Here is a 25201-nt window from a genome sequence, read left to right as displayed (position 1 = left end):
GGCCGGTGCGGACGTGCAGGTCTGGCGGCGGGGCCAGTACCATCCGGCAGTTCCTGCGGGCCGGGTTGCTCGACGAGACCCAGCTCCACCTGACTCCGGTGCCGCTCGGCACGGGTGTCCGGCTGTTCGACGGTCTCGATCCCGGCACCGCCCCCTGGCGGATCGACCGGGTCGTGGAGTCACTGTCGACGTCGACCACACACCTGCGCTATCGCGTCACCGCGTAGCTGGCTCCCCGGCCGGTTCGAGTGGCCACCGGCGCCGTGAACGCGCATCCACCTCGTGTGCGGGTGGCGGCGTCGGTCGGGCCAGCTCAGTGCGCGCCGCGCCCCTCGCTGTGTTCCCGGCGCGTCAGCGCACACTCGATGCCCTCCATCGATCTCGTCGTCCGCACCAGCAGACTCACCACATAAATCAGAACGCACACGATCGCCACCATGAATACGACAAGCGCGATCAACCGAACGTCATCCCCCTGACTGCCCATCGACGAGTGTGTACTTCTCACCGCGCACAGCGGTCGAGTCTCCCGATAACGTACTTCATCAACCCGGCGATCACAGGCAGAATCGCTTCACGCGGTTCGGGACGCGATCTTGCCCGACGCCCCGCTGGGTAGTGGAGCCAGAGGGGCCGTTCGGTACCGGACACGTATCGAAGGAGTCCTTCGGCTCGCCCCTGGCGGCTACCGCGTCCAGCGTTCCAGGTTCGCGACGAAGTCGCGGGCGTGCACCGGCCAGGCGTACTCGGCCAACGCCGCCTGGTGTGCCCGCTTACCCATCGCCTCGCGAAGCTGGGCGTCCTGGCGCAGCCGCAGCACGGCATCGGCAGCGCCGTCCGGGTCGCCAAACGGCACGATGAACCCCGCTTGGTGACGCTCCACGATCTCCGGCGCGGGCGGGGTGGGGGTGCTGACCGTGGGGATGCCCCTTGCCATGTACTCCACCGCCTTGGTCGCCCACGAGTTGCGGTAGTTCGCCTCGTCGTGCCGCAACGAGAGCCCGGCCAGCGCGCCCTCCACCATGGGCAGCGCCTGATCATTCGGCACGAAGCCGTACCAGACCACCGCCCCCTCGGCGTGTGCCTGCTCGACCAGCGGCCGCATCTCCGCATCTGCGTCGCCGACCAGCTCCACCCGCACGGTGCCGCGCAGCCGCCTACCAACGGCGACCATTTCCTCGGTACCGCGCGCCCTGGTCAGGTGCCCCACGTAGATCGCCCGATCCGCGCCGGGCGGCGGGACCTGCTCCGGCACGTAGGTGGTGTTCGGCACCACGGGGTGGTCGTTCCGGAACAACTCCCGGTAGCCGGTGTCGGCCAGCAGCAGGTGGTAGCGCCGCTCGGCGAAACGCTCGATCAGCTTCGCCGCGCCCACCGCGACCGGCCGCAGGGCGCGGGGCAGCCACGGCTTCAGCGTCATCGTGGCGGCGGTGTCCTCATGCACGTCCCACACCACCGGCGGAAGCCGCCGCAGCCCGGCCACCGCGAGAACCAGCTCCGGGTCGTGCATGAGCACGATGTCGGCGCCTGGAGCGTGCGCGGCGACCGCCGCTCGGACCGCCTGGAGCGCCCCGAGCCGCCTGCGTCCCACCGCACGTGGCACCGATACTCCCGTCAGTCCCGTCACCTCGACGGGCAGTGGCGTGTCGAAATGCTCGAACGGCGCGATGTAGGTGACCTCGTGCCCGGCTTCCAGCAACGCGGGGATCTGCCGGTAGCGGATCCGCGCGTCCCTCGGGTTGTGCACAACGGTGACCACCAGGACACGCACGCGCGGACCTCCTAGGAGTTCTCGTCGAGATAGGCCTGCACCACGGACTCGGGATCGCCGTCCATGCGCAGCAGCCCCTTCTCCACCCAGATTGCCCGGTTACAGGTCCTGATGATCTGCTTCATGCTGTGGCTGACCAGGAACACCGTGCCCGCTTCCTTCCGCAGTTCCTGGATGCGACGCTCGCTCTTCTTGCGGAAGTCCCGGTCACCGGTGGCCAGCGCCTCGTCCACGATGAGCACGTCGTGGCTCTTGGCGGCGGCGATCGCGAACCGCAGCCGCGCCCCCATACCGGTGGAGTAAGTGCGCATCGGCATCTTGATGTGCTCGCCCAGCCCGGAGAACTCCACGATCTCGTCGTGCCGTTCCCTGGCCTCCTCGCGGCTCATCCCCATCGCAAGGCAACCCAGCTCGATGTTGCGCTCACCCGTCAGCCCACTCATCAGCGCCGCGTTCACCCCAAGGAAGGACGGCTGCCCCTGCGCGTACACCGCGCCGTTGGCTGCGGGGAGCAAACCCGCGATCGCCCGCATCAGGGTGCTCTTGCCGGAGCCGTTGCGGCCAACCACGCCGATCGCGTCGCCCTCGTAGGCGGTGAACGAGATGCCGCGGATCGCGTGCACCTCCTTGACCGACGGCTGCTTCTGCCGCAGCAACAGGCGCTTGAACGCGGTCGCCGCGTTGCCCTTCTCCTCCTTGTTGCTGGCACCGATCACGCGGTAGACGACGTGCAGGTCGTCCACGATCACGGTGGGCTGCCCGGTCGCGGCCGCGCTCACCGGGCTCGGGTCGGGTTCAGCCACGGCCGTACACCTCCTCCTTGCGCCAGAAGAAGAGGAAGCCTCCCACCAGGAATATTACGGCCCAAAGCACCGCTGCCGCCCAGACGTTCAACCCGAGCGGCAGGTCCATCGGGACGTGACTCTCGATCAGCACCGTGCGGTACAGGTCCAGGAACACCGCGCCGGGGTTGAGCTGGATGATCGGCATCATGATCTGTTGCAGCCACTCCTGCTCGATCCGCCCGACCCATACGTCGATGCTGTAGAACACCCCGGAGGTGTAGAACCAGAGCCGGGTCAGCACCGGCAGCACCTGGTTGATGTCCTGGCTGACCGCGCCGATCCTGGCGATCGCCAGGCTGATCCCGATGTTGAAGACCATGTGCAACAGCAGCACCGGCAATACCAGCAGCCACTCCCATCGGATGGTGTCTCCGGTGCCTACGGTGATCCCGGTGATCGGGATGATGACCAACAGCGCGCACATCGAGATCAGCATCTGCCGTAGTTCGACCAGCACCGAGGACAGCGGCAGCATCGCGCGCGGGAAGTGCAACGCCCGCACCAGCGCCAGGTTGTCCCCGATGGATTTCGCGCCGTTGTTCAGCGAGCGCTGCATGAACGTGAACGCGAACACGCCGGTGACCAGGAACGCGGGGAAGTTCTCGACCCCCCTGCTGAGCTGGAGCAGTACCCCGAACAGCAGGTAGTACACGCCTGCGTTCATCAGCGGGGTGGCGAGCTGCCAGACCTGGCCGAGCCGGGACGCCGAGTACTGCGCCTTGGCACGCGCGCCAGCGTAGGCCTGAATGAAGTGCCTACGCTCCCACAGCTGCCGGACGTAGCCGGTCAGGGTCGGCCGCGCGGTGGTGTCGTGTAGCCCGTACTGCGCGGCCAGCTCGGCCGCCTGTCGGCCTTGTGGCTGGCTACCCGTGGAACCGGTCATACACTCTCCACGCGAAACCGTCACCGGCTGCGGCGCCGGCCGCCACCCGGCGCGGCCCCTCGTCGCGCTCGCTCATGCGATGCACTGTACGGGGTTGCCGCACCGGGGATGCCGCCACCCGCTGCGCCTCATGTCGCGTCACACACCCTCCTGTACCCGGTAGTAACGCCGCGCGATCCGTAACCGCCGGTGCCGGTACCCCGAGCTCGCGCCGTCGATCAGCTGCTCCACCGGATACCCCGACTGCAACAACTCGTTGTCCAGTTCCTCCGCCAACACCAGCGGGGTGGCGGCGGCCCCAGTGGGAGAGTTGCCCTCCTGGCGAGCCTCCACCAGCCGCACCGGCATCCGGCCCGTCGGACCGGGGCTGGGCGCGCGCCCGAGTGCGCGGCGCACCATCGCCGTCCCGCGCGGACCGAGCGCGCGCATCGCGGCCAGCCGCGCGCGCACCTCCACCGAGTGTGTCCGCGGTCGCGGTCGGCGCTCACGCGGGTCATCCAGCAGCCCCATCAGCCGGGTCGCCGCCGCGGTGCCACCCGTTGGCCGGTCCAGCGCCGCGCACGCGTCGGACAGCTCGGCGCGCACGGTGGCCTCCCGCAGCCGCCCAGCCTGGGTCCGCACAGAGTCGAGGTCGGCTTCCTCCGCGTGCAGCGCCATCCCGGCCCCGGCCAGCCACGTCACCCGCGCCGCTTGGTCATCGGTGGCGGCGAAGCGGTTCGGTACCAGCAGCGTCGGCACCCGCGCGTAGAGCAGCTCGTGCACCGAGTTGTACCCACCGGCCGAGACCGCCGCGTCCACCGCGTTCAAGTACTTCGCCAGCGGGTAGATGCCCTTGAGCTCCACGCAACGGGACGCCTCGGCCAGCTCGATGCCTTGCTGGTTGAGGGCGCTGCGAGTGACGACCACCTGCCACTCCGGGTCGGCCAGCAGGGCGTGCAGCGCGGCGGCACCGGGGGCGATGACATCGTTGACGGTGCCCGCGGCCAGCGTCACCAGCGCGGTCGGCCGGTCCGGGTCGATCCCCATGGCCGCGGCCGCCTCCTCACGCGGCAGCGGCCGGAGGTGCTCCAGCAACGACACCGGTGGCAGCCGCACGGCATCACCCGCATGCGCGGTCGCCCCGGTATCACCCTCACCCGCTAGGTCCCCTGGCTCCAGCACCAGGTCGAACAGCGCGGCCGACCGCAGCGGCGTGGTGCGCGCGCCTGCTCGCCAGTAGCCGCGCCGCATCCACACGAAGGCCACATCGGGCATGGCCAGCCGGGCACGCAGCAATCCCAGGTAGGGCACGACCCCGTCGAACACCACAGCCCGCGCGCCCGTCTCGGCGACGAAGGCGCGCAGCCGCTCAGCCAGGTAGTCGTGCCAGCGGGTTTCCGGGATCCAGCCGCGTTCCCGGCTGGGGCAGTACTCGCCGCGGAACCCGTAGTGGTTGATCACCCCGGCGGCGCCGGACAGCGAGAAGAACACCGGCTCCACGCTGGGCTCCAGCGACAGCGCAACGCAGAGCTGTCGGGTGAGATGCCCCATCCCGGTGCCGTTGCTCGTCGCGAGCACAACCCGGTCCACTGGCTGATCCGCAGCCACCGTCGCGTTCTCTCCTCGTCGGTCGTCGTGGGCGCCAGAGCGTGAGGCAGCGCGCATCACCGGCCCGGCACACCGGCCGCCCTCGTGGCGGCACTACAGCCGGGCGACGTTGTCGTCCTCTATCTTGCCCCTGGTGTCGAACAGCAGCGCGGCCTGCTTGGCGATGCTGGGCAGGTCGTAGCTGCTGTGCGGCTGCAGCAGCACCGAGATGTCGGCCGTAGTCAGCTCCGTCTCCAGGTTCTCGGCACGCCGGATCGTGGCCCCGCCCACCGTCCACTCGGGCACGTACGGGTCGTGGTAGACCACGTCGGCACCCCAGGCAAGCAGGTACCGCGCCACGTGCGCGGCAGGTGACTCCCGCTGGTCGTGGACATCCGGCTTGTAGGTCACGCCGAGCAGCAGCACCGTCGACCCGCGCAGCGGCCTGCGGTGCTCGTTGAGCAGGTCCTGCACCCGACGCACCACGTAGCCCGGCATGCTCTGGTTGACCTCCTGCGCCAGCTCCACGAACCGGAACGAGTAGCCGAGCGTGCGGACCTTGTAGGACAGGTAGTTCGGGTCGATGGGGATGCAGTGCCCACCCACGCCTGGCCCGGGATAGAACGCCTGGAACCCGAAGGGTTTGGTGGCCGCACAGCGGATGACGTCCCAGATGTCCACTCCGAGTTCCTGGCAGAACTTGGCCATCTCGTTGACCAGCGCGATGTTGATGTGCCGGTAGGTGTTCTCCAGCAGCTTGGCCATCTCGGCCTCGCGGGTTCCCTTGGAGATCACCACGGTGTCTACCACGTGCCGGTAGAACGCGGCACAGCGCTCGGCACAGCTTTCGGTATGCCCCCCGACGATCTTGGGGGTGTTGCGCAGGCCGTAGGTGGGGTTGCCGGGATCGATCCGTTCCGGGGAGAAGGCCAGGTGGAAGTCCTGGCCCGCGCGCAGCCCGCTACCTTCCAGGATCGGGCGCACGATCTCCTCTGTCGTGCCCGGGTAAGTGGTGCTTTCCAGCACCACCAGGGTGCCGGGTCTCAGGTGCTCGGCGATGGCGCGCATGGCCGACTCGACCGCCCCGAGATCGGGTCCACCGTCGTCGGCCAGCGGGGTAGGGACGCACACCACTACGGTCGAGGCCTCGCCCAGCACCGTGGGATCGGTCGTGGCGCGGAATCCGGAATCGACCGCGGCGGCTACCTCACCGTCGGTGATGCCGTCGATGTGCGACCGCCCGGCATTGAGGTCGGCGACCGTATCGGCGTCCCTGTCCAGCCCGGCCACCGGGTACCCGGCCTCGACGGCACCCATCACCAGCGGAAGCCCGACGTAACCGAGCCCGACGACGACGACATTCCCCGACCGCGGCGCGGGAGGTGCGCTCGCCGACATAACGGGCGGGTTGGCAGGTGGATCGGAAGGCACGGCCGGATACTACCGTCGTGCTGAGGTGAACACGTAAGCGGCAACGGCAGCCCGCACCGCGGTAGCCCTGCGGGCACCCGCGCGCGGCTACGCTGACATCCCGTGACCGACGCCGACCGACCCCGCGTGATCCTCGCAACCAGCAACGGCACCGGCATGGGCCACCTCGCCCGCGCCGCCGCCACCGCGCTGGCCTGCGAGGACATTGAACCGATCATCTTCTCGCTGTCTCGCGCGCTGCCGTTGGTCGCCGGGCTCGGCCTCCGGTGCGAGTACTGCCCAAGCCGAGGCCCCACCGGTATGACCGATTCCACCTGGCAGCACTACCTCGCCGCCCGGCTCCAGGCACTGGTCAACGAGAGCGGCGCCCGCGTGGTCGCCTTCGACGGAGCATGGCCGTACGCAGGCCTGCAGATCGCCAGAGCGCGGCTCGCCGGGGTGGCGTTCGTGTGGATACGACGCGGCATGTGGCAGCCGGGAGTGAACGAGAAAGCGCTGCGCCAGCGGCGGATGTTCGACCGGGTGGTCGAACCAGGGGAGCTGGCAGGCGCGGCGGATCACGGCGCCACAGCGGATCTCGGTGACGCGCTGGTCGTCTCGCCGGTGACGCTGCTTGAGCGGGTCACGCGGTTACCCCGACAGCAGGCCGCGCGGGAGCTCGGGTTGGATCCCGGCAAGCCGACGGCGCTGGTCACGCTGCGGGCAGCGCCCGGACCGGCGGGCGGGACCGATGATGCCGACCCGGGGGCCGATCCGGACGCGGCGCGGGCGGCGGTACGCGCGGTGCTGGCCACGCGGGACTGGCAGGTGGCGATGACCTCCACCTCGATCTCTCCTGGTGAGCTCGGTGTCGACGACGAGCGGGTGGTCACACTGCGCGGGGTCTTCCCGCTGGCCCGCTACCTGGCGGCGTTCAACGTCGCGGTGACCGAGGCCGGGTACAACTCGTTCCACGAGGTACTGCACGCCGGGTTGCCCTCGCTGATCGTGCCGACCCGCGCGGCCGTCACCGATGACCAGACAGGGCGGGCACGCTGGGCCGAGCGCGAAGGGCTCGCGCTTGCCGCGGCGGAGAGCGAGCCGGGGCAGGTGGCCAACCGTGCCGACCACCTGCTGCTGCCGGAGACCAGGGAGAGTCTGGCTGCCCGGTGTGCGAGTTTGCCCGCGCCGCGCGGGGCAGCGGAGACGGCGGCGGAACTGGCCGCGCTGGCCGAGGAGTTCACCCGGCACCGGTTCAGCACCGCCGAACGGTCACGCACCGCGCGGCTGCACCTGCGTCCGCTCGCGGTGCGAGCCGCCTCCGCGCTGCCCGGCGGGCTCGGTAAGCGGCTCGCGCGCTCCCCGGCGAACCCGGCTGCCCCGGAGTTCACCGGCGACCTCGCCGAGATCGAGACCGCCACGGAGCACATCCCGCCCGGTGCCTCGGCCACCTACCGCGCCACGCGGGAACGCATCGCCGCCCACTACTACGGCGCCCTCGGCAGCTGAACGTGCCGTTCGTTCCTTCTACGGCGCCGAACGTTACGTTCAGCCCCACCCCTGCCGGGTAGGTGCCGGGTGCGGCGTCGGGGCCACGCACCGGGCGGCAGAATGGCGGAGTGGACGGCGAGCAGGCGATCGGGCCAGTACCGCACGCGGCGTGGCCGGTGAGGTGGTAGGCGAGATGACCGGGGCGACCGGGGAACACCAGACCGAGCAGGGGCCGTGGCTACGGGTGTGCGGCAGCCTCGGGGGCCCGGCCGACGACCGGGTGGCCGCCATGGGGGCGCTGCTCGGCGAACCACCGTCCCTGATCGACCGGCAGGGCGGCAGCGTGCGCGGCAATCACGGCACCCCATGGACCGAAGGGGGGACCGAGGCGGTGTCCTGGTCACCGAGCCCGCTACCCGGCTCGTTACCCACCGACGCGCGGGAGATCGCAGAGCGCCACGACGCCGCCACCCTCGCCGTCCCCGACTCCGGGACGCCGTACCTGCACGCAGGCATCTCCGGCGCGGCGCCGCTGTACGTCGACACGGCGCCGGTCCGGGCAGGCAGCACCAGCCACTTCTGCTCGCACGTCGACCCGCTGGCCCGGACCCGGCGCGGCCCACTGCGACCCGACTGGGACGCGTGGGCGCAGATCATCGCCATGGGCGGCCCGCTGGAGGGCCGCACTCCGTTCGAGGGCATCCGCAGGCTCGCACCCTACGAGCGGCTCACCACCCCAGCCGAGCACCCGCAGGGAGGTATCGCCGATGGCTGGCCGTGGCTGGAGGTGACCAGCAGCGGCGACGCCACGCTCGATCCGCTGCGCGACGCCCTGGTGGAGGCCGTCGCCGCGCTCGGTGGGCGTACGCGGCTGGCGCCGCTGCTCAGCGGCGGCTGGGACTCCCGGATCCTGGCGAGCCTGGCTGCCCACACCACCGGCGACACCACCGGAACCGCGCCTGCGGCCTGGACGACCTCCTCGGACACCGGCACCGTCCTCGAGGAGCTGGTGGCTGCGCGGGTCGCGGGCAAACTCGGCCTCGCGCACACCATCGTCGCGCCGCGCCGCGACGAGTTCGCCCGCGACCTCGACGAGTTCGCCAGGGCGGTGGACTACCAGACTTCCTTCCACGTCTGGCTGGTTCCGCTGGCCAGGGCGCTCGCCGGTAACGGGCGCACCGTGCTCGACGGGCTCGGCGGTGGCGTGTTCGTCGGCGGCGCGTTCGCCGACGACGACAGCGACCGCCCGGCGGTGGAGAAGCGGTTCGCGCTCATGGCCAAGTACCTCGACGCGGTGGACGTGCTGCTGCACCCCACCGTCGCCAGGCAGATCCGCAACCGCACCAGGGCGGCCTTCGAGAACGCGGCCACCCCGCTTGCCGACCACCCGTACGGCAACACGTTCACCGCCTACCTCACCAGGACGCTGCCCGGCATCAGCCTCGCCCCGTTCGGCCTCGTCGCGCGTGGCAACCCGGTGGCAACCCCCTTCCTCGCCGACAGCGTGGTGCGCGCCGCACTGGCGATACCGCCCGAGCGGCACGCCGACGGCGCCCTGTACGCACCGCTGCTGCGGCCGCTGGCGCCGGAGGTCGCGGGCTTGCCTACGGCGGCCGAGACGCCCCAGCCTCGCCGCCACCACCGCAGACGAGTGGCGTCGGCCGAGGCCGCGGAACGGTTCCGTACGCTGCTGAACCGGGAACCGGTCCGCGGACTGCTGTCGCCCCGCTTCGCCACCGAAAGCTCCGGCACGTGGCGATGGATGCTCAACCGGACCGGCTACCAGCATGTGATCCGCAGCGTGGCGACGCTGGCGCTGTGGTTGGAAAGCTACGGCGACCTGCTCGACGACACCGGTACCGGCGAGTTGCTGGAGCGTGCGGCATGACGATCCGGTTGTGGTTGCGCCCGGCCAGCCACTACACGCGGCTGCGCCTCGGCTCGCTCGGGACCGTGCCCGGCCCCGTTGGCGAGCTGGTCAGCCAGGACCTGCTCGAAGGGGAGGCGGGCACGTCGATGCCGGACCTGGTGCTCGTGCCGGGAGCCAGCCTCGACGGGCCCGACGGGCTGACCGAGCCGGTTGTCGACGCGCTGATCCGGTGCGAGCAGCACACCGTGCCCACCGTGCTGATCGCAGGCGAGCCGGACGACCTCGACACCCCGGTCGCCGCGGTGTGCCGGGACGTGGCCGCCACCGGCACGGAGGTGATCGACCTGGCGCGGGGCTCCTTCGGCGCCGACCGGGCGCACCTGCTTCCCGCCCCCGCACGCCGCGCGCTGCCAGGGGCGCGTCACCGGCACCCGCGCACCCACCTGCCGCTGTTGAAGGTCCTCGCCAGGGGGGTCGGCCTGGTCACCCCGCGCTCACCGGTGGCCTCACTGCGAGCGAGGCTCGGGTTGGCTGGCAGGATGCGCTCCGGAGCGGGCCGTACCGGTCGGTAGCGCGTCAACCACGCAGAAAGGTCCCGGAAAGATCGGCATGACAGGCACGCACGTGGCATACGACATCCTCATGGTCACCGACTGCCGGTTCCCCGGCGGGAACACATCGAGCGTGGTCGAGGAGATCCACGCCCAGCACCGCGCCGGGTACCGTACCGGCATCCTGCACGTGCCCTCGCCGATCCTGGGGGCAGCCCGCCCGTTCGCGCGGAAGATCCGTGACGTGCTCGACGCGGGCCTGGCCGAGCTGGTGGTCGGTGCCGAGCAGGTGGACACCAAGTTGCTGCTGGCGCGGCATCCGAGCGTGTTCACCGAGCTGCCGGAGGGCCTGCCCGTGGTCCGAGCCGACGAGGTGTTGCTGGCGGTCAACCAGGTGCCCACCGACGAGCGCGGGGTCGAGCCCTACTACGACGTGCCCCACGTGCAGCGCCAGATCGAGCGCCTGGTCGGCACCGGAGCCACCTGGGCGCCCATCGGCCCACGCACCAGGGAAGCGTTGCTTGAGTACCAGGACTCGGTGCCGCTGCTGCCGTGGGACTGGGAGAACGTCATCGACGTGGCGCAGTGGCGTATCGCCCGCGAGGGCTTCGTCGCCGACCGTCCCGTGCTCGGCAGGCACAGCAGGGGCCACTGGTCCAAATGGCCCGAGGACCCGGCCGACATCCTCGCCGCCTATCCCGACGACCCGGGCTACGAGGTGCGCATCCTCGGCGGCACCGACATCCCAGCCGAACGGCTCGGGTACCTGCCTGCCAACTGGGTGGATTACCCGTTCAACTCGATCCCGGCCCGCGAGTTCCTCGGCTCCATCGACTTCTTCGTGTACTTCCACCACACAGGGCTCGTCGAGGCCTTCGGCAGGGTGGTTCTGGAAGCCCTGGCCGCGGGGGCGGTGGCGATCGTTCCCGGCTACCTGGAGCCACTGTTCGGCGATGCGTGCCTGTACGGCACGCCGAGGGACGTGCGCGGCTACGTCGACCGGCTCTACGACGACTGGGACGCCTTCGCCGCCCGCTCGGCCGCCGGGGTCGAGCTGGCCGAGCGGCGGTTCAGCTACGACACCCACGTGCGACGGCTGGCCGAGCTCATCGGCCCACCGGCCGAGCATCCCACCGGGGCCGCGGCGGTCGGTCCGCAGGTACCGGCAGCGGCCTCGCAGACCTCGGACCGGGTGCTGGTGGCCGACCTCAGGCGGGAGACCGACCACGCGGTGGCTCCGGCGACGCTGAAGGCGATCCAGGAAACCGGCGCGACGTGCACGGTCGCCGTACCTGCCTGGCACGCGCGCTACCTGCCCTCCGGGGTGGCGGTGGAGACGTTCCCGCGCGTGCTGGACAGCCTCGCCGAGGACGAGCGGCGGCGTTACCTCGCCACCCGGCTCGGCGACATGGTGGCCACCCACGGCCCCGCGCACGTGGTGGTGCTTGACGACGGCAGCGCGGGCGCGGCCGCCGCGCGGCTCGCCGCAGCGGAGCGGTCGCGGCTGGACGTGCTCCGGGTCCACCGGGACCCGACCGCGGGCACCGCGAGCGGCCAGCTGGCCGAAGCGATCGCGGCGTCGCTACCTGAGGGGTGGGGGGTTGCGCCGGTAACGGCCACCGCCCCACCACGCGCGGCGTCGACCAAGCCGTCGCGCCTACAGCGGCTGATCGACCGGCTCCCCGAGTCGTGGCACCTGCACACCCGCGCCCGACGCAAGGCGTGGACGCTGCGCCGCGAGCACCTCAACCGCGAGATCGACAACGCGGCCGACATCGACGCGGTGGTCTTCGAGGCCACGGACGCGGAGGTGAGCTTGCCGGTGCCCGCACGGGTGACCCACCCGATGCCGCAGCGGCTGCCCGTGGCCCTTGTCGTGGTTACCGGGGAGTCGCTCGAACCGGCCGCGACCATCAGGGAGCTGCTGCAGCGCCAGCAGATCACCAGCGGTTTCCGGCTCGCGTTGCTCGCCCCACCCCGGTGGGAGCCGGAGGCAAGCGCGCAGCGGTTGGCGATCGAGACGCTAGTCCCGGAATCGACGTGGCAGTCGCTGCACGGCCACGGGTGGTCCGGCTACCTGCGCAGGCGGGTGCACGAGGCGTGCCTGTCGTTCGGGCCCCACACAGTGGTCTTCGCCGACCGGCCGGTCGGCGAGTCGGGGGTGCTCGAGGTGCTGGAAGCCGCACGTACCCGGCGGCGCATGGAAACCCTGTACCGCCGCCCCAGATAGGCTGGCGGCACGTTGCGGAAGGGAGCGATCGATGAGCGGCCTGCGGCCACGGCTCGCGTGGGCGAGGAGGAAGGCGGGCGGCGCCGTCCGCCGCGCTCGCAGGCTGCCCAAACGGGTGCGGCAGAAATACCGCACCGGTCGCCTGAAGTGGGCAGCGATCCGCAAGCTCGCCAAGCGCGAGCGCGAGTGGCAGGTGCCGCTGCGCAACCGCCGGCCGCGCTGGTGGCTGCGCGGGTACCTGTCGCGCAGCGTCGTGCTCTACGACCTCGACCGCCGCGGCGGTGACAACTACATCTCGGACCTGCAGCGCGTGTTCCGGCTCAAACGCATGGTGCACCCGCTGCTGCAGGACGTCATCAACAACAAGCTGACCACGCACCTGCTGCTGAGCATGCTGGACGTGCGTTCAGCGAAGCTACTCGGGGTGTACTGGCGTGGGGCGGTGCACGCCTTCCCCTCGGAGGGCAGGGAGCCGATCGCCGAGTACCTGCGCGGGCTGGATACCGGCAAGCCGGTCTTCTTCAAGGTGCTTGCGGGCGCCGAGGGCAAGAACCTGGTCAAGCTGCAGCGGGACTCCGCCGAGCAGTGGGAGGTCAACGGCGAGCAGCTCGGCCACGAGGCGGCCTGTCGCGTGTTCGAGGAGCAGCAGCATCCCATGGTCGTGGAGGAGGGCCTCGACCAGCACCCGAAGGTGGACGAGCTGTACCCGGGCGCGGTGAACACGATCCGGGTGCTGACCATGCTCGATGTCACCGATCAGCAGCCGTTCATCGTCATGGCTGTGCAGCGGATCGGCACCAGCCAGTCGCAGCACGTGGATAACTGGAGCAGGGGCGGACTCAGCGCCAGGATCGACGTCGCCACCGGCAGGCTCGGCCCGGCGTCCCGGTTGCCCGCAGGGACCGAGCTGGAGTGGTTCGACGCGCACCCCGACACCGGCACACCGATCAACGGCGCCGAGGTCCCGTACTGGGCTCAGATCCGCGACACTGTGCTGCATGCCGCGCGGATCCTGTCGTTCCTCGAGTACATCGGCTGGGACATCGTGGTGACGCCGGACGGCCCGGTCATCCTGGAAGCCAACATCAACACCGGCATGAACGTGCTGCAGGTGCACCAGCCGCTGCTCGCCGATCCCCGCGTCCGCGCTTACTACGTCGAGCGCGGCGTCGCCCCCGAAGCCCCGGACACCCAAGACCCCGCCGCGGGCGGCGGCCCGGTTTAGGTGACGGCTCGGTTTAGGTGACGGCCCGGTTTAGGTGGCGAGCCGAAGGACTCCTCGGGTACAGCATGTGTACCGAAGGGTCCCTTCGGCTCCACCAGCCCGCGCGCCGGGTCCGAGCCGAAGGGCCCGTTGGGTGCGTATCCGGTACCGAAGGAGTCCTTCGGCTCGCACCCGTGACCTGAGAGCATGCCCGTCGTTACCACGATCGGGGGGATCAGTTTGGGCGTGCTTGACTACCGATCGGTACGGTTCGGGGACTGCCGGGCCGCCGCCGGGTGGGCAGGCGGCACGCGGAGCTAACCTGGTAGGAGGAAGCCCAACCGGGCCGTCGCGTCGGCGAACGATAGGAGAGTTACGTGGTGATGTCGCCGCTGCTGGGGGTATTGGGCGGTATGGGCCCGGCCGCGACGAACAGCTTCCTGGCCGCCCTCGTCGAGCACACGCCTGCCCGGCGCGACCAGGAGCACCTCGCCACGATCGTCTACTCCGACCCGGCCACCCCCGACCGCTCGGATGCCATCCTGGCAGGCGGCGCGAGCCCGGTGCCTGCCATGGTGCGGGGAATCGAGTTCCTCGACCGGTCAGGGTGCGACCTGATCGCCATCCCGTGCAACACCGCGCACCGGTGGTTCGACGAGCTGGCCGCGGCGGCGGACACCCCGATCCTGCACATCGTGGACGCGGTGCTCGACCGGATCGAACAGGACGCCCCGGCGGTGGGCACCGTCGGCATGATGGCCACAGAGGGCACCGTGCACGCGGGCATCTATCACGAACGGCTCGCCGCGGCTGGCCTCGACGTGCTCGACCTGAACGATCTCGGCAGCGACAACCCGGTCATGGCCGGGATCCGCGCGGTGAAGGCGGGCGAGCTCGACCAGGCCAGAGCGTACCTGACGAAGGCCGCTGAGATGTTGGTCACTCGCGGTGCACAGGGGCTGATCTTCGGCTGCACCGATGTCGCCGCGGCAGTCGGCGCCGGGGTCCCCGGAGTCGACGTCCCCGTGTGGGACTCGTCCGACGCGCTCGCGGCCGCCTGTCTTGCCCGGATTGGCACCGAAAATGCTGATCAGGGCGTTACACGCGGCAAGGAGGTCCACGCGGGCCAGTAAGAGGGTCTCTACAATGTGCTGCCGCACACCCGAACGCCGTGCCCCGGCCGGGCGCGACGAGAGCTGCCTCGGGTGAGCACGCACGGTAACGCGGAGAGAGGAACTACATGGAGGATCCAGGGCGAGCGCTCACCGTCACGCGGGTGCAGGCGATCGCTTATCAGGCACGCGCGTCGGGCAGGAAGGTGAACGCGCTCAACCACCTGGTCAAGCTCGGTGCCACGACTCGTGACGGCAAGCAGCTCGTCGGTATCGGCGAGGGCCAGCTGCGTACCGCCGCGACCGGCGACCGCAACGAATCCTCGTGGAACTTCCTCGTCGCGTGCCTCCGGAAACTGCACGAACGCGAGATCACGGTCACCGACCCGAGCACGGCGGTCGCGACCGTGCGCGAACTGATGGGCCAGTTCCGGGAGCTGGCCGAGGATCACCACAGCCAGGGGCACATCGATTTCCAGGTGCCCTTCCGCGGCACCCTGCTCGGTCTCGAGGTGGCACTGCTCGACCTGTTCGGGCGCGCGCTGGACGTCCCGGTCGCCGAGCTGCTCGGCAGGCGGCGTGGCAGCGCGCCCGCGCACCCGACAGGGGCGCCCCCGAGGGAGAGCGACAACGCGCTGCGGCAACGCCTCGAAAGCCAGGCCGACGGCTTCCCAGCCAGCCACCTCTCCGGCCTCCACACCGTGGAGGAGAACCTCGAACTGCTCACCTCCGCCGCCGCCGTCAACCGCTCCGAGGCAGTCGGCCAGCCGGGCAAACCGCTGTGGATCAACCTCAAGGGCGCGTTCGACACGAAGGAGGCCACCCGCTTCCTCAAGGCGGTCGCAGGTGCGATCTCCGAAGGCAAGCTGCCACGCGAGATCTACGTCGAGCAGCCGGTTCCCACCAGGGAGCGCTACTACCTGCCGCTGCTGCAGCGCACCGCCGACCGGATCGGGGGGGTGCTGCCGCGCCGGGGCGCCGACATCCGCATCGTCTCCGACCAGGCGGCGTGGAACACCGAGACGGCGGGTCGCCGCGCCCGGTACGTCGCACGGTTCGGCCGATGGGCCGGGCTGCGCCCGCCACGTGCCGCGCACATCAAGCCCGCGCAGGTAGGCGGGTTGCTGGCGAGCATCGAGATGGGCGAGCGGCTGCGCAAATCCCACCCGAAAACCCGGATCTACCTCGGCGCCGCCGAGGGCGCGACGACCGTCACCGGAGCGGCCATCCGCAACCTCACGGCCGCGATGCCGGAGCTCGACGCGGTGGTCGAGGGCACTCTCGCCGACGAGTCAGTGGTGGCGGCGCCGACCGAGCCGGGTCTCGGCGTGCCCATCCCCTACGAGGAGTTCGCCGGGGACGCGGAGAACACCTTCAGCGTTCCCGAGCCGGTGGTCGCCACCCACGACGGCGCATCGCCGAACGTCTACCCCGAGGTCACCTACCTGCAGCCGCTCGGCTCGAACGGCACCAAGGGGCACCTGCTCGAACGCGAAGCGCTGATGCTCGGGCTGGACACCGTCCGCTACAACAAGGGCGCCTTCATCGCCACCGACGGCGACCACGAGCCGCTGAGTTTCAAGTGGAGCCGGTCACCGCTGTCCAGCGCGGTGTCGCTCGCCCTGTGCACGCACAAGGAAGCGACCCGGATGCGGCTGCGCCGGGCGGGTGTCCCGGTGCCGAAGGGCAACACCTTCGCCAAGGGCGACTTCGACGCCGCCCGCGAGTTCGTGCGACGTATCGGCTACCCCGTGGTGGTCAAGCCCGCCATGGGGGTCCGCGGTATCGGTGTCGTCGCCGACATCCGCGACGACGAAGCCCTCGAGCAGGCCTTCCGTCACCTCTCGGACAGCACCCTCGGCGACTCCGACTTCATCGTCGAGCAGCACGTCCCTGGGCGGGACTACCGCATCGTGGTCATCGGGGACGAGGTGATCGGCGCGATCCTGCGCGAACCGGGTTCGGTCACCGGCGACGGGGAGAGCACGGTCGCCGAGCTGATGATCGCCAAGAACGTGGCGCGGCGCGGCAACCCCCATCTGTGGGGCAGGCCCATCAAGTACGACGACACCGCCCGCTTCCTGCTCGAACGGTCCGGCATGACGTTGAGCTCCGTGCCGGAGAAGGGGCAGCGGGTATTGCTGTCTGGTTCGTGCAGCCTCTCACAGGGCGGCGATTCGATCGACGTGCTCGGCGAGATGCACCCGTCGATCAAGCAGGCCTGTGTGGATGCGGTGCACGCGGTGCCCGGCCTGGCGTTCTGCGGTGTCGACTTCCTGCTCGAAGACCACACCAAACCGCTCGACGAGCAGCACTCCGGCATCTGCGAGCTCAACGCGCACGCCGCCATCGGCAACTGCGAGTACCCGCTGTACGGGCAGGGGCGGGAAGTCGCCAGGACGCTGATGAACGAGTGCGTCTCCCGGTTCGGGCTGCACACCACCGAGCGGCGGGACAACCTCGCGCTGCACATGATCGTCCGTGGCCGTGTCACGGGCGTGGGCTACCGCGCATGGATCCGGCGACACGCCGAGGAGTACGGCCTGACCGGCTGGGTACGCAACGTGCAGGACCGGATGGTGGAGATCGTCGCCGCCGGGGACTCCGAGCCCGTCACCGCGCTCGCCGCGCTGGCCGTGCTCGGCCCGAGCAACGCCGTGCCGACCGACGTGACGACCACCCATATTCAGCCGCCCGACGTGTCCGGGTTCGAGGCCGTCGAGGCTGCCCCGAAGGAGATCACCCATGTCCGCTGACGTGGCGACCACGGAATCGACCGAGATCGGCCCCGAGCTCCGGGACGGGTTCGAGGTACACCGCGCCGCGCTGAGCCGCGGTCTCGACGTCGTGCAGTTCCCCAGGCAGGTCATGATGGCCAGCCAGCGGGGGGCCACGCACGACAAAGAACTCTCGTTCGTGCACGGCGTGCCGCGCACCTCAACGTTGTCCGCGGTGACCTACGCGCAGGACAAGCGGATGCGCCGCGCGCTGCTGACCAACGCGGGCCTGCCGATCCCGAAGGGCGGTTCGTACTCGGTCGGCAAGGGATTGGAGTTCGCCAAACGGCTCATCGAGCGGATCGGCTACCCCGTGGTGGTCAAGCCCGCCGTCGGCGACAACACGATCGAGGCGCGCACCGGGCTGCGCGACGAGCAGGAGCTGGTCGACGCGATCGGCTACCTCCGTACCCCCACCACCGAGCGCCCGACCTACACCCGAGCCGCCTACTCGTTGACCCTGCTGGCCGAACCGGAGGAGCTGGACGGTCGTGTCATGATGCCGTCGAGCTACCGGTTCCTGCTGGAAAAGCATGTGCCGGGTCAGTACCTGCGGTTCTTCGTGATCGGCGACGAGGTCCACTCGGTGGTGCACTGCCAGGGCGGCCCGTGGGGCGAGGGCGAGCAAGCCCACCGGGACGTCACCGCGGCGACCCACGAGAGCCTGCGCAAGCTGGCGCTGGACGCGGTGCGGGCCGTACCGGGTCTCGCGCTGGCCGCGGTGGACATCGTGACCGCCGACCACACCGTCGACACCGCGGAGCAGGACCCGCGCATCGTGGAGCTGTCCGAACGCCCATGGCTGGCGGTGCAGGGCAGCGTGGCGCCGGAACTCGCCCAGCGGCTCGGGGACGCGATCCTGCGCCAGCACGCCGACGAACTGCGGGTCGAGCTGGCCGATCCCGCCACGGACGTCACGGTGGATGTCCACCTGGAGGGGGTGACCGACCCGGAACGTGCCATGGCCGCGTACGCCGAGGCAGGCAACGCGCGCGGGATACGCGGGTACCTGACGGTCACTGACCCCGTGGAGGGAGTCGCCGACGGCGTGCTGCGGGGTGCGCCCGAGCATCTCGCGTGGCTCGCCGAGACAGTGCTCGACGGCAAGCTCGATGGCGGCTACCGGGCGGCGCTGGTGGAGGAACGCGCGAGCACCGTGGCCGACGGCGAGGGGCTGGCGCCGCTAGCGGTGCGCGGCTGACCGGCTGGGTCGCCGACCAGCGACCGGTCGCGGTCAGCGCGGCATGCCTGCGACGAAGCGGGGGCGCAGCTCACCAACGGAGCCGTGCATCAGCTCGGCCGCCAGATCGGCCAGCGCGGCCGGGGTGGCGCGAACCGCCACGGTGCACTGGGTGCCCGAGGCGTCCCACCGGCGTTCGGTGGCAACCACCCGATGAGCGGGCATCGCTCCGGCTAGCAACTCCCCATCCCTGCCCGAGTCGAGTCCGGCGATCGTGAGCTCGACATCCTGCTCGGCGCGGCCACTGCCTACGCTGATGCCCGCCTGACGTGCGTAGCGCTCGAGTATCGCGTGCGCCAGGGTCGCACCGGTTCCGGGATCGGCCTGGTCGAACAGTCCCAGCCGCGGGTGCGGCTCGATCGCGGTCACGGCGTGCGGCTGCCGCCGCACCGATTGTTCCGGGTCGTCCACGGCCACGGTGACGGTCGCGACATCGAGGCCGTCCACCGCGTCAGCGGCGTGCTCAACCACCTGCCGCAGCCACCGGTGGGGCGCTATGGCGCGGCACGCACCGTCCCGCGCCATTGCCCCGGTCGCGGGTCGGGAAACCCCCGCCACGCAGCGACCCGCGACCACCAGCGCTCGCGTCTCACAACGGGCGGGCACGTGCTCCACCAGGTAGCGACCGCGCACGCGCTCGAACTCCGCGTCACCGGTGTCGAACGCCGCAGCGAGCGCGGCGAGTGCGGCGCGCAACGACTCCTCGTCGTCGGCAGGGAACGCCAGCGCCGGGGCGTCGGGACGCCTGATCCCCCACACCGGGCGCACGGCAACCGGATAGCCGAGCTGCCCGGCTGCGGCGACCGCGGCATCCGCACCGTCGGAAAAGCGCAGGGTACGAGTTTCGGGAACCGGAACCTGGCGATCCGCGAGCATCGCGCGCAGCGTGTCGGGCTCGCGGGCCAGCGCTGCCGAGGCTTGTGTGGTACCGGGGCCCACACCTTGCGCCACGCACAACTCGGCAGGCCCGCCCGCCTGCCCGACGAATACGGCGTCGTTGGCAACGAGAACGAAACCGAGGCCGCGAGCGACCGAAGCCTCGATCAGGTAAGTGCCGTCGCTGCGGGTTCGTCGCGGCTGACCATGACCCGTTACCGCGCTCACCGTTCCCCCGTTTCGGATCCCTCGCTGTTGACGGGCCGCGTGGTGACCGAGCGCGGGGACGCTCCGCCGGGGCCGCCGATCGCCAACGCCGCCAGCGCGCTCGCCGGGCCCACCTGCCCCCGCACCCGGATATTGACCTGCTCGCGCCCGCAGGTCGGCTCCGCCGCGGCGAGCCCGAGCTCGGTCGCTCGCGTATGGAGCCACGCACCGTACTCCTCGCCCAGCGCTTGCCCCTCCGCGTCCAGCGCGAGGCACAGCTCGGTAGCGGGCTCGGCTGTCACCACGACCCCATGTTCCCTCGCCGTGGCGTGAAGCAGCTGGCGCGCGACATACCGTGGCGCGCCCGCGTGCGGGAACTGTGGGGTCAGCAGCCCTGGTCCGGCGTTGAGTTCGCAGATCCCGGCTGCCTGCTCGGGCAACGGACAGCGGTGGTCCTCGAGGATCATGTCGATACCGCAGAACCGCATGCCGGGAAGCGCCCGTACGGCACGAACCGCCTCCGCGGCGATGGTGTCGTGGAGCTCATCGAGGACGTCGGTGACCTCGCCGCCGTGGGTACCCGAGGTTTCGCTGCCAACGACGACGCGCTGCCCTTTGTCGGGCACCTCGTCCATGCTTGGGTCTTTCTCCCCCAGGTGGGCCAGCACCCCTTCTCGGATAAGCGGGAAAGCGTGCGACAGGGGGTTCCGTGCCCGGCTACTGTTGCTCGCGATGATCAGCTCGGCGAGCGTGAGTGTGCCGTCTCCCGTCACCGAAGGCGGCTCACGTAGCAGCGCCGCCACCACGGCACCGTCCAGCACCACGATGCGGTACACGCGCCCGGGCAGGTGGCGCTCCACCTGCACATCCCCGTGCGCGAAGCGACTGGCGTGCACCGCGCCGAAGGCGGCGGCGAGCTCCGCGTCGCTGGACACGCCGGTGGACACCGCTGTACCTCCGGTCCCGGCGACCGGTTTGACGACCACGGGATAACCAAGCGACCGCGCGTAGACGGTGGCGCCGCGCAGGTCACCCGGGGCGAACACCTGGCCGTCCGGCACCGCGACGCCCGCACGTGCCAGTACCGCGTAAGCCGCGCCCTTGTGATGGTCGGCCACCATGAACGACGTCGCCGATGACAGCGACGCGTGGGTACCCGCGCCGAACTGCAACCGGCCACCGCTACCGTCTCTGGCGACGAACACTTCCTGGCTGTACCGGACGGTGGACAGGCCGTGCGCGAGCGCTTCGCGCTCGACGAGGTGGCTGCGGACGGCCAGGGTTCGGAGGCGTCGCGTGTAGCCCGCCTCGGGGTAGGAGTTCCCCGCCTCCGGCGCGGCCGTACCTGTCACCACGGGGTCACGTCTCCGGTAACGCCCGGCCGCATCGATCAGTTCGGCGAGCGACACCTCGCACCCCAGGCCCGAGCCAGTGGTAGCCGGTAATGACTGGACCGACGTGCCCGCGGTGTGGTCCACCCGCGGCACCGCCATCGCGAGTTGCCGCAACGCGGCACCGGTCACCTGGTGGTGCGGCTCGCGACCACCCAGCACCAGAGTAGTGTCCGGGGCGCGCCGAAGCGCTGCCTCGGCGAGCTCGCGGGTGGCCAGCAACCCCCCGATCCGCTCGGGATTGAGCTGGACCGCCCGGCAGCCGCCGCCGATCGCATCGTCGAGGCGGCGCATCGACGTGACGCTCGATCCTGCCATCACTCGGAGGTCGGCCTCGCTGCCCGCCAGCAGCCGATCGGCAAGCCGCTGCAGGTCGCCGAGGTGTGCGCGCTCGGCGGTACGCAGCACCTGTCCCAGCACCATCCGCCGAGGCAGGCTGCCTCGCGACATCCCGGTGGCGAGCTCCAGTACCAACCGCTCGGCATCGGGGTAGGAAAGATACCCGCGCGGGTCCAACCACCATGCCGCCCCATCCCGGTCCACGCTGTGCCCGGTCGCGGCGTGTACAGCTGCCAGATCGGCCGTGACCTCCCCGCTGAGCTCCAGCGTGACAAGTGTGGCGTCGAACCGATCCGTGTACCGGCCGAGGATGTCCGTGACAGGGACGTCCAGCGCCCCGCCTACGAGGTCGAGCAGCGCTACCTCGATCCCCAACAATGCCTTGCGGGCCGCGATACGGCCGTGGTTGTCCGGTACCTCCCGGCGCACGTCCCGCACGAGGCCGCGTATCGCGTCCCGAGCCTCGGTCGTTGTGGTGCACGGGAGGTGTTGCCCCTCGATGTGCCGGACCGCCGAGACCAGATACCGCCACGCGGCATCCGGCTCCCCGCTGCCACGCCGTGCTCGCGTGAGTGCTTCGCCCCAGCCGGTACAGCGCCCATGGGGCGCGTCACCCTCCAGCCGTATCAGCACGTTTCCCGCCGCCGCACGCCTGCGGGTGGTTCCCACCAGCACGGCCGGGTCGTACTCGGCGAGCGTGCTGCTCGCAACCCTGACGGTGCCCACTTGCCGCACTCTAGGCCACAGGACATCTTCGCCGACATCGGGCATGCGTGCCGAAGACGCCCGGGAGCGCAGCCGGGGGAAACTGCGCATCCGGGATGAACGGATCGCTGGCATCAGCCCGAGCTGCGTGGGGGCGATGTACCAGTAACGATGTGTGAGTGATTGCGGGAAGTATGGACGAGTGCGACCTCGTACTCACCGGGGACATGTCCTTCGGTGAGGGGTGCGGGCACGACGGCGGATCCGGCGGACTGCCGTCCGCCGACGGTGTCGCGCGGCTGATCGGTGACGACGACTTCGTCGTCGGCAACCTGCGTACGGTACTGGCCGACGAATCGACCAGCCCGCCACACGACCCGCACGACCAGTTCACCCGGGACGCACCCGAGCACACAGTTGTGACGCTCCAGCGGCTCGGCGTGGATGCGGTGAGCCTGGCCAACACCCACACCATGGGGTACGGCCGCGACGCTCTCGCGGGTACCGCCGAGTATCTCCGCGAGGCAGGCGTCCAGCCGTTCGGTGCGGGCGACGGCGCCGAGCACGCCGCGCAGCCGCTGGTGCACCGTGTCCACCTCGCCGGTCACACCAAGAACGTGTACCTGCTCGGCGCGCTCAAGAACTCGGCGAGGCTGCGGGAACGAAGACAGGTGTTCGCGTCCGAGGAGGCGTGGGGGATCCATCCGCTTGCCACGCAGGGCATCATCGACCAGCTCACCCGGCTGCGCGCCGTGGACCCAGCCGCACTGATCATCCTGTACCCGCATTGGGGTCAGCCCTACACGTGGGCTTCCGACCTGATGCGGCGCACCGCACCCCGCTTCCTCGCAGCGGGCGCCGACCTGATCGTGGGGCACGGTGCGCGCATGCTCCAGGAAGTTCACCACACCGAACACGGTTCGACCGTGTTCTCCGCCGGAACCTTCCTCGATGCCGTCGACGGCGACGGGGCGGGTGGCGACGCCGCGCCGTACAGCCTCGTAGCCCGGGTCCGGCTGCGCGTATCCGACGGGGACTGGCAGGCATCGCTGCGGCTGTACCCCATCGTGACCGGCGCCGCTGGCCAGTCCCGGCCGGTCACGCGTTCAGAGGCCTATTCCGTGTTCCGGCTGCTGGCCAAGCGATCCGGCGGGGCGCGGTCGTTCAGTCGCCGGTTCGCGCTCGACGTCGACGCCCGCGGTTGGCACCTGCTACAGGTGCGGCCGATCAGCCCACGCTTCGCCCCCGTGTCACGCCCCGCGCTGGCGGGGCGGTGGCGCGCTCGGCTCGCGCCCGCTGTCGCACGGCGGGTCGCCACGACCGGCACCACCCAGGATTCCGGCCCCGGGCAGCGGAACGGGCACGGCACCATCGGTCCGGCAATCACTTCACGGGGCTTGCGCTACGGGGGCACCGATGATCTGTACGCCGCGGCGCTCGAAGCCAGGGGTATCGACTACACCAGCGGCATCATCTCCCGTGGCGATCATCGGCGTACCGCGCTCCGCTTCACCATCAACGGCGTGCACTACGCCGTCGCGGTAGCGATGATCTACCTGGTGCGCGAGGACGGCACGGTGCTGCGACCGCTCGAGAAGGGCGCCGCGCGGGCGTTCGACCGCAAGGACCGGATCACGAAGCACCTGCGCGAGAACTCGTTCCGCGTACCGAGGGGAGAGATCTTCGACCGCGCGAACCGGGACCGGGCGCGAGCCTACTTCGCCGGGCACAGCACCGAGTTCGCGCACGGCTTCTGCCTCAAACCCGTGCACGGGCGTCACGGCCGTGACGTGCACACCGGAATCCATACCGCCTTCGAGTTCGAGGCGGCTCTCGACGCCATACTCGCTGGCAACGACGAGGTGGTCGTGCAGGAAATGCTGCCGGGCGAGGTGTACCGGTTCCTATGGATCGGCGGCAGGGTCGCCGCGGTTCGCGTGGGTATCCCCATGAACGTCCTGGGAGACGGTACGAGCACGATCACCGAGCTGGTCGAGGCGAAGAACGCCGAGCGGCGAGGCAACCCCGTGCATGCCAGGTACCCGCTCACGCTCGGGAAACGCGAGCTGGATCGGCTCCGGCGTGTCGAGCTGACGCCGGAGTCGGTGCCACCTGCCGGGGAGATGGTCTACCTGTCCGGCACCTCGAACTTGCACCAGGGCGCCGACATCGTCGACTGCACCGGCGAGGTGCACCCCAGCCACCTCGCTGAGGTGGAGCGCGCGGTCGCATCAGTGCCGGGAATGCTGGTGTGCGGCGCCGACGTCATCATCCGCGACCATCGGCAGCCCGCGGCGCGGGATAACCACGGGATCATCGAGTTGAACCGCGCACCCGGCATCCGCGGGCACCATTTCCCCTGGTCGGGAAGCAGCCGCGACGTGGCTGGCGAGATCATCGACCTGCTGTTGAGCCTCGGTCCGGCGGATCACGAGGAGGAGCGGACGGTCGAGGCCATGCGGCGCTGACCGCCAGGCGCGGTGACGGGATACCGGGGTCAGCACCGGACAATGATCACGAAAACTCAACACAACCGTAATCCCTGACGATGCCCAGAACCACGCACATCGGACAGCGATCGGCTATGCTCGGCGCTCGAAGCACAGCGGGTCGAGGCCGTGCCACCTCGGGGCGTTGGGGGTCGAATACGCCCGGCGCTCCGCGCAGTCGTCGCACGCGGCCTGCCCCACGAAGACCGGCGCCCCGGTACCGCGGCGCGGGAGCGAGGACGAA

18 protein-coding genes are annotated in these 25201 nt (G+C 70.5%); 10 read left to right on the top strand and 8 right to left on the bottom strand.

What is annotated here, in order from left to right; genetic code table 11:
• Positions 1–5: 5 nt before the first annotated feature.
• Complete coding sequence (locus tag F8178_RS01140) at positions 6–227, top strand: dihydrofolate reductase family protein (RefSeq protein WP_317492685.1); 222 nt, start codon at positions 6–8, stop codon at positions 225–227.
• Positions 228–313: 86 nt separating this feature from the next.
• Here F8178_RS01140 and F8178_RS01135 read toward each other — a convergent pair whose 3' ends face one another.
• The 6 genes from F8178_RS01135 to F8178_RS01110 all read right to left on the bottom strand — a co-directional run bounded on the left by F8178_RS01135 (position 314) and on the right by F8178_RS01110 (position 6496).
• A complete protein-coding gene (locus tag F8178_RS01135) occupies positions 314–487 on the bottom strand; it encodes a hypothetical protein (RefSeq protein ID WP_317492684.1) in 174 nt (57 codons plus the stop codon).
• Between the two features lie 198 nt (positions 488–685).
• Entirely contained in the window at positions 686–1771 is a 1086-nt protein-coding gene (locus F8178_RS01130) for a glycosyltransferase (RefSeq protein ID WP_317492683.1), read from the bottom strand.
• A gap of 11 nt (positions 1772–1782) precedes the next feature.
• Positions 1783–2574: an ABC transporter ATP-binding protein gene (locus F8178_RS01125; RefSeq protein ID WP_317492682.1), complete on the bottom strand. Its 792-nt coding sequence runs from the start codon at positions 2572–2574 to the stop codon at positions 1783–1785.
• Entirely contained in the window at positions 2567–3499 is a 933-nt protein-coding gene (locus F8178_RS01120; RefSeq protein WP_317492681.1) for an ABC transporter permease, read from the bottom strand. The genes F8178_RS01125 and F8178_RS01120 overlap by 8 nt, the downstream gene beginning before the upstream one ends.
• Before the next feature lie 138 nt (positions 3500–3637).
• Positions 3638–5086, bottom strand: coding sequence for a glycosyltransferase (locus F8178_RS01115; protein WP_317492680.1), 1449 nt, complete (start codon positions 5084–5086; stop codon positions 3638–3640).
• 93 nt (positions 5087–5179) lie between these two features.
• On the bottom strand, positions 5180–6496 hold the full coding sequence (locus F8178_RS01110; protein WP_317492679.1) for a nucleotide sugar dehydrogenase: 1317 nt from the start codon (positions 6494–6496) through the stop codon (positions 5180–5182).
• Between the two features lie 102 nt (positions 6497–6598).
• On the opposite strand from F8178_RS01110, the gene F8178_RS01105 reads away from it, so the two are divergent.
• The 8 genes from F8178_RS01105 (at position 6599) to F8178_RS01070 (ending at position 18911) form a co-directional block, all read left to right on the top strand.
• Positions 6599–7984, top strand: a complete 1386-nt coding sequence (locus F8178_RS01105) for a glycosyltransferase (RefSeq protein WP_317492678.1) — start codon at positions 6599–6601, stop codon at positions 7982–7984.
• 151 nt (positions 7985–8135) lie between these two features.
• Complete coding sequence (locus F8178_RS01100) at positions 8136–9854, top strand: asparagine synthase-related protein (protein ID WP_317492677.1); 1719 nt, start codon at positions 8136–8138, stop codon at positions 9852–9854.
• Positions 9851–10408 carry a hypothetical protein gene (locus F8178_RS01095; RefSeq protein ID WP_317492676.1) on the top strand — a complete coding sequence of 186 codons (558 nt, stop codon included), beginning with the start codon at positions 9851–9853 and terminating at the stop codon, positions 10406–10408. The genes F8178_RS01100 and F8178_RS01095 overlap by 4 nt, the downstream gene beginning before the upstream one ends.
• 37 nt (positions 10409–10445) lie before the next feature.
• A complete protein-coding gene (locus F8178_RS01090) occupies positions 10446–12617 on the top strand; it encodes a hypothetical protein (protein ID WP_317492675.1) in 2172 nt (723 codons plus the stop codon).
• 31 nt (positions 12618–12648) lie between these two features.
• Positions 12649–13842 (top strand): sugar-transfer associated ATP-grasp domain-containing protein, encoded by a 1194-nt coding sequence (locus F8178_RS01085; protein WP_317492674.1) that lies wholly within the window; start codon positions 12649–12651, stop codon positions 13840–13842.
• A 362-nt stretch (positions 13843–14204) separates the two neighbouring features.
• The gene (locus F8178_RS01080) at positions 14205–14954 is read left to right on the top strand and encodes an amino acid racemase (protein WP_317493049.1); all 750 of its coding nucleotides are present in this window, start codon (positions 14205–14207) and stop codon (positions 14952–14954) included.
• A 107-nt stretch (positions 14955–15061) separates the two neighbouring features.
• Positions 15062–17689: an acylphosphatase gene (locus F8178_RS01075; protein ID WP_317492673.1), complete on the top strand. Its 2628-nt coding sequence runs from the start codon at positions 15062–15064 to the stop codon at positions 17687–17689.
• On the top strand, positions 17679–18911 hold the full coding sequence (locus F8178_RS01070) for a hypothetical protein (protein WP_317492672.1): 1233 nt from the start codon (positions 17679–17681) through the stop codon (positions 18909–18911). The genes F8178_RS01075 and F8178_RS01070 overlap by 11 nt, the downstream gene beginning before the upstream one ends.
• Before the next feature lie 33 nt (positions 18912–18944).
• Here F8178_RS01070 and F8178_RS01065 read toward each other — a convergent pair whose 3' ends face one another.
• Entirely contained in the window at positions 18945–20054 is a 1110-nt protein-coding gene (locus F8178_RS01065; RefSeq protein ID WP_317492671.1) for a hypothetical protein, read from the bottom strand.
• The gene (locus F8178_RS01060) at positions 20051–22489 is read right to left on the bottom strand and encodes a hypothetical protein (RefSeq protein ID WP_317492670.1); all 2439 of its coding nucleotides are present in this window, start codon (positions 22487–22489) and stop codon (positions 20051–20053) included. The genes F8178_RS01065 and F8178_RS01060 overlap by 4 nt, the downstream gene beginning before the upstream one ends.
• A 158-nt stretch (positions 22490–22647) precedes the next feature.
• Between F8178_RS01060 and F8178_RS01055 the strand changes: the two genes are divergently transcribed.
• A complete protein-coding gene (locus F8178_RS01055; RefSeq protein ID WP_317492669.1) occupies positions 22648–24936 on the top strand; it encodes a CapA family protein in 2289 nt (762 codons plus the stop codon).
• The last annotated feature ends 265 nt before the right edge of the window (positions 24937–25201 follow it).

Source organism: Haloechinothrix sp. LS1_15, assembly GCF_033042135.1.
Classification (GTDB): Bacteria; Actinomycetota; Actinomycetes; order Mycobacteriales; family Pseudonocardiaceae; genus Haloechinothrix.
This window is presented reverse-complemented; position numbering and strand designations above follow the sequence as displayed.

Bases quoted from the DNA above. Each gene is read 5' to 3' on its own strand.
- F8178_RS01135 (WP_317492684.1), bottom strand. From the start codon at position 487: ATGGGCAGTCAGGGGGATGACGTTCGGTTGATCGCGCTTGTCGTATTC.
- F8178_RS01120 (WP_317492681.1), bottom strand. From the start codon at position 3,499: ATGACCGGTTCCACGGGTAGCCAGCCACAAGGCCGACAGGCGGCCGAG.
- F8178_RS01095 (WP_317492676.1), top strand. From the start codon at position 9,851: ATGACGATCCGGTTGTGGTTGCGCCCGGCCAGCCACTACACGCGGCTG.
- F8178_RS01090 (WP_317492675.1), top strand. From the start codon at position 10,446: ATGACAGGCACGCACGTGGCATACGACATCCTCATGGTCACCGACTGC.
- F8178_RS01085 (WP_317492674.1), top strand. From the start codon at position 12,649: ATGAGCGGCCTGCGGCCACGGCTCGCGTGGGCGAGGAGGAAGGCGGGC.
- F8178_RS01080 (WP_317493049.1), top strand. From the start codon at position 14,205: ATGTCGCCGCTGCTGGGGGTATTGGGCGGTATGGGCCCGGCCGCGACG.
- F8178_RS01075 (WP_317492673.1), top strand. From the start codon at position 15,062: ATGGAGGATCCAGGGCGAGCGCTCACCGTCACGCGGGTGCAGGCGATC.
- F8178_RS01070 (WP_317492672.1), top strand. From the start codon at position 17,679: ATGTCCGCTGACGTGGCGACCACGGAATCGACCGAGATCGGCCCCGAG.